Annotated in this window: 4 protein-coding genes and 4 tRNA genes; 1 reads left to right on the plus strand and 7 read right to left on the minus strand. The window is 49.9% G+C overall.

All coding sequences use genetic code 11. From position 1 onward, the window contains the following. The 5 genes from FOV68_RS23645 to FOV68_RS23665 form a co-directional block, all read right to left on the minus strand. On the minus strand, positions 1 to 411 hold a 411-nt coding region (locus FOV68_RS23645; protein ID WP_143991716.1), incomplete at its 3' end, for a GTP-binding protein. A gap of 108 nt (positions 412 to 519) precedes the next feature. Continuing rightward, positions 520 to 595 (minus strand) — tRNA-Thr (locus tag FOV68_RS23650). A gap of 5 nt (positions 596 to 600) precedes the next feature. Further along, positions 601 to 675, minus strand: a tRNA-Gly gene (locus FOV68_RS23655). 191 nt (positions 676 to 866) lie between these two features. After that, positions 867 to 951 (minus strand) — tRNA-Tyr (locus FOV68_RS23660). A 7-nt stretch (positions 952 to 958) separates the two neighbouring features. Further along, positions 959 to 1,034: transfer RNA gene (locus FOV68_RS23665), tRNA-Thr, on the minus strand. A 778-nt stretch (positions 1,035 to 1,812) separates the two neighbouring features. Here FOV68_RS23665 and coaA point away from each other — a divergent pair. Further along, a complete protein-coding gene (gene coaA, locus FOV68_RS23675; RefSeq protein ID WP_010672227.1) occupies positions 1,813 to 2,760 on the plus strand; it encodes a type I pantothenate kinase in 948 nt (315 codons plus the stop codon). A 43-nt stretch (positions 2,761 to 2,803) separates the two neighbouring features. Here the strand turns inward: coaA and birA are convergent, their stop codons facing one another. Beyond that, complete coding sequence (birA, locus tag FOV68_RS23680) at positions 2,804 to 3,763, minus strand: bifunctional biotin--[acetyl-CoA-carboxylase] ligase/biotin operon repressor BirA (RefSeq protein WP_010261004.1); 960 nt, start codon at positions 3,761 to 3,763, stop codon at positions 2,804 to 2,806. After that, on the minus strand, positions 3,760 to 4,797 hold the full coding sequence (gene murB / locus FOV68_RS23685) for a UDP-N-acetylmuramate dehydrogenase (protein WP_143991717.1): 1,038 nt from the start codon (positions 4,795 to 4,797) through the stop codon (positions 3,760 to 3,762). Before murB ends, birA begins: the two co-directional genes overlap by 4 nt. Positions 4,798 to 4,897 lie beyond the last annotated feature (100 nt).

Raw genomic sequence — 4,897 nt, forward strand, 5'->3', positions numbered from 1 at the left:
TTTGTTCAGGAACACGATGATGTAAGGAACGCCAACCTGACGACCCAGCAGGATGTGCTCACGGGTCTGTGGCATTGGGCCATCAGTCGCAGCAACAACCAGGATCGCGCCGTCCATCTGCGCAGCACCGGTGATCATGTTTTTCACATAGTCGGCGTGGCCTGGGCAGTCAACGTGAGCGTAGTGACGTGCAGCAGTCTCATACTCAACGTGTGCGGTGTTGATGGTGATACCGCGGGCTTTTTCTTCAGGCGTGCTGTCGATCTGATCGAATGCACGAGCCTGGCCGCCGTTGGTTTTAGCCAGTACGGTAGTGATAGCTGCAGTCAGGGTGGTTTTACCGTGGTCAACGTGACCGATGGTGCCCACGTTTACGTGCAGTTTGTTACGTTGAAATTGCTCTTTAGCCATCGCTAGTCCCTCTAAGACACGGATATATCAATGATATCATCACATTAACCAGGCAATGCCTGACTGCAAGGAAGTTACAGAGAAAATCAGGAGGGAGATTAAAGGAAGTGGTGCTGATACCCAGAGTCGAACTGGGGACCTCACCCTTACCAAGGGTGCGCTCTACCAACTGAGCCATATCAGCACATCTGGAGCGGGCAGCGGGAATCGAACCCGCATCATCAGCTTGGAAGGCTGAGGTAATAGCCATTATACGATGCCCGCATCCTGGAACTCGGCTACCTGTTCTTTCTGTAGCTTGTAGATAACAGAGATGTTTCTCTACTATCTACTGCCTGTCAGCGAAGCTGACCGACTTTGACTTCGCTAACGCTCAGTCTGAATTCAGGGTGATAAGTGACTCACCTGACAGATAAACAGGTTGTTCATCTGCGTACCCAACCGCGAGGTTGAGATGGTGGTGGGAGAAGGATTCGAACCTTCGAAGTCTGTGACGGCAGATTTACAGTCTGCTCCCTTTGGCCGCTCGGGAATCCCACCTACTTGATGGTGCCGGCTACCGGAATCGAACTGGTGACCTACTGATTACAAGTCAGTTGCTCTACCAACTGAGCTAAGCCGGCATCAAGTGGTGCGCATTCTAGGAAGGTCGGGCTCTGGATGCAACTAAAAAATCGCTTATTTTTTTCTATCGCTTACTATTTGTGCAAATCATCGCATTTTAGTGTTTTTGTGCAGAATATTTGTGCAATCTGGTCCTGTTTTCATAGGTTCAGTCGGCTCGCGCTATTGCCTCACGCCTTTCTCCGGGTCGCTTTTCAGCAGGTAAATAATCTGCAGGCAGCATTTTTATTTCACACGCCAGTACCGAACGATGCTTTTTTGACCTCGCCTGCGCTGTTTTTTTCATGTGCAGGCCCTTTTCTGTAGAAAGCAGGCCGTTTTGACATGCGTGTCCATTATGTTGGTACGACGATGACCTGCCGTGGGGTTGTTCAAAATGACGCTTTACCGTTTGTTCTTTTGCTTTAGTCCTCATGGGACAGATTGAATCTGTACCGCCTCAGCCTCTCTGTATGTCCTTATGGCGGCGTTTTGTCATTCAGACGTACTCAGATGTAAAAAGCAGATAAAAGCCGCACATGCGCTGTGATGACCTGCAATATCATAAACAACGATAAAGCAGTAAAAATTAAAGCCACCATGATGTTTTGTGGGTATGCCGACGAAAGCGAGATCACGTTTATCTTTTTACTTCTGTTAAAAGCCATACTGGTGATACCCTCCAGCCCATTGTTCTCACTGATAAACCAGCGATTCGTGATTCACTTCACCTGTGCTGTCCTGCTTATCGGATAACACGCGGTTGATAGCCATGAATTTGCGGTCAGATGCATGCTTATGGATAAAACGACCCCCCTGACAACGCCTTATTTAGAGTTCACTCGTGAGCAATGGGCTGCATTACGTGATTCCGTACCTATGACGCTGTCAGAGGAAGAGATCGCGCAGCTGGAGGGCATCAACGAGGATCTCTCGCTGGAGGAAGTAGCGGAAATTTATCTGCCACTTTCGCGTCTGCTTAATTTCTATATAAGTTCTAACGTTCGCCGGCAGGCCGTACTGGAGCAATTTCTGGGCACCAATGGCCAGAAAATCCCCTATATCATCAGTATTGCGGGTAGCGTAGCGGTCGGTAAAAGCACGACTGCACGTGTCTTGCAGGCTTTGCTCAGCCGCTGGCCTGAACATCGCAAAGTCGAACTGATCACTACTGATGGCTTCCTTCATCCTAATGCCGTGCTGAAAGAGCGTGGGTTAATGAAGAAAAAAGGATTTCCGCAATCCTACGACATGCACCGGTTGGTCAATTTCGTCTCCGATTTGAAGTCGGGAGCCAGTCAGGTCACCGCTCCGGTCTATTCACATCTGATTTATGATGTCATCCCTGATGGCGATAAAGTGATACAGCAGCCTGATATTCTTATTCTGGAAGGTCTGAATGTATTACAGAGTGGAATGGACTATCCCCACGATCCCCATCATGTCTTTGTTTCAGACTTCGTCGATTTTTCTATCTATGTAGATGCAGAGGAAGATCTCCTGCAAAGCTGGTATATCAATCGATTCCTGAAATTCCGCCAGGGCGCATTTACCAATCCGGACTCCTATTTCCATCATTACGCCCAGCTTTCAGAGGCAGAAGCGGTTGAAATTGCTGGCAATTTATGGAAAGAAATTAACTGGCTTAACCTGCAGGAAAATATCCTGCCGACGCGCGAACGAGCCAGCCTGATTATGACCAAAAGTGGCGATCATGCAGTCGATAAGGTTCGCTTACGTAAATAACTGCAGTCATAAAAAAGCCTGCGTTTCTGCAGGCTTTTTTTACTCAGACAGGACGCAGTGATATTTCTCCACCCACCCAGGCTTTTATTTCGCCATCCTGTTCCAGTAACAGACCACCCTGGCTGTCTACGCCTCGCGCAATACCATGGACCTCACGTTCACCGATAAGCAACTTAACCGGCCGGTTAATAAAGTTATCCAGTGCAGCCCAGCGTGCGACAAACGGGGTTAATCCCTCCTGCTCAAAGAGCGGCAGAGCTTCGCGCAGACTGTTGATCAGACGTGCCGCCAGCTCATTGCGGTTTACCGTTACCCCGGCCTCCTGCAGGTTAATCCAGCCCTGATTAATCTGTGATGCATCGGCTGTTCGCATCGCCAGGTTAATCCCGGCACCAATCACGATCTGCGCAGCATCGCCGGTTTTACCTGTCAGTTCAACCAGAATACCCGCCAGTTTACGATCGTTCAGGTAAATATCATTGGGCCATTTTACGCGAACATCATCGGCCCCTAATGAACGTAATGTCTCAGCCATGATAATGCCAATTACCAGGCTCAGGCCCATCGCCGCTGCCGGCCCCTGCTCCAGACGCCAGTACATAGACATGTAGAGGTTCGCGCCAAAGGGCGAAAACCACTGGCGCCCACGACGGCCTCGACCCGCCTGCTGATATTCAGCAATGCAGGCAGCACCCGACTCCATTTCATGCATACGTTCCAGCAGATACTGATTTGTGGAATCAATCACCGGGATTACCGAGACGTTACCCTGCGTAACCTGTGAGAGAATCGCCTGTTCATCCAGCAGCTGTATCGGGGCAGAGAGACTGTAACCTTTGCCTGTCACGGTATAGACATCAAGACCCCAGCTTTTTAACGTCTGGATATGCTTATTTATGGCTGCGCGACTCATGCCCAGCGTTTCACCCAACTGCTCACCGGAATGGAACTCACCATCAGATAAGATATCAACCAGCTTTAGCGGAACATTATGGTCTTTCATGCGATCACCCCGACGGCATTACACTCACCCTGCGCCTGAATAAAGCGCACTTCGGGTTGAAGCCAGACATCGAATTTTTCACCAACCTGAGCTCGCACGGTTTTTGCCAGCGCAACGATATCGTCGGGTGTGGCATTTTCAGCGTTGATCAGCACCAGTGCCTGTTGCTGGTGAACTGCCGCGCCCCCGATGCGATAACCTTTCAGCTGGCACTGATCGATAAGCCATCCTGCTGCCAGTTTGATTTCACCATTTGGCATCAGATAGTGTGGCATAGCCGGAAAATGCGTCAGTAGTGAGCTGCACTGCGCCTCGGTGACTACAGGATTTTTAAAAAAGCTGCCTACATTACCGGTGACTTTAGGATCGGGTAATTTGCTCTGCCGCATCTGGCATACCGCATGATAGACATCCCAGGCATTGGCGGTCACCGGATTGAGCGTTTTCAGATCGCCGTAGGTTAATACCGGTTGCCATTGCTTAGGCAATATTATCCCGACCGCGACGATGACATAGCCTGACTGATAGTGATGTTTAAAAATGCTGTCACGATAGCCAAACTCGCAGGCTTCACGATCGAGACGTTCTGTCTGACCATTGTGCAGATTAAGTACATCCACGTATTCGCAGACGTCTTTTAATTCCACGCCATAAGCGCCTATGTTCTGAATCGGTGCCGAACCTGTCATACCGGGGATCAACGCCAGATTTTCCAGGCCCGTGATCCCTTTTTCCAGCGTGCTTTTAACCAGCTGATGCCAGTTCTCACCTGCCCCGACATGCAATTTCCAGCACTCATATTCATCCTGAATTTTGATGCCTTTGATGCGGTTCAGCACCACTGTACCGGCAAAATCTTCCAGGAAGAGGACATTACTGCCTTCACCGAGCACGAGAAAAGGCGTTTGATCACTCCGGCTGGCCTGCCATGCTGCCAGAATGGCGGCTGGCGTCTCGGCGACGATGCGTTTCTGTGTATGTACTTCAAGCCCAAGCGTATTGTCGGCTTTTAAGGAGAGATGCTGGCTGGACATTTGACGGCCTTTACTGAGTTATCTGGCCGTAGTTTACCGTATCAGAGAGGGGTTCTCAGGCTGTTTTCGGGGGTAATGATGAGGTTTTTCACGATCTGCG

The sequence above is a fragment of the Pantoea sp. paga genome (assembly GCF_007558755.1).
GTDB classification, from domain to species: Bacteria; Pseudomonadota; Gammaproteobacteria; order Enterobacterales; family Enterobacteriaceae; genus Pantoea; species Pantoea agglomerans.

Bases quoted from the DNA above. Each gene is read 5' to 3' on its own strand.
- birA (WP_010261004.1), bottom strand. From the start codon at position 3,763: ATGAAAGACCATAATGTTCCGCTAAAGCTGGTTGATATCTTATCTGAT.
- coaA (WP_010672227.1), top strand. From the start codon at position 1,813: ATGGATAAAACGACCCCCCTGACAACGCCTTATTTAGAGTTCACTCGT.
- murB (WP_143991717.1), bottom strand. From the start codon at position 4,797: ATGTCCAGCCAGCATCTCTCCTTAAAAGCCGACAATACGCTTGGGCTT.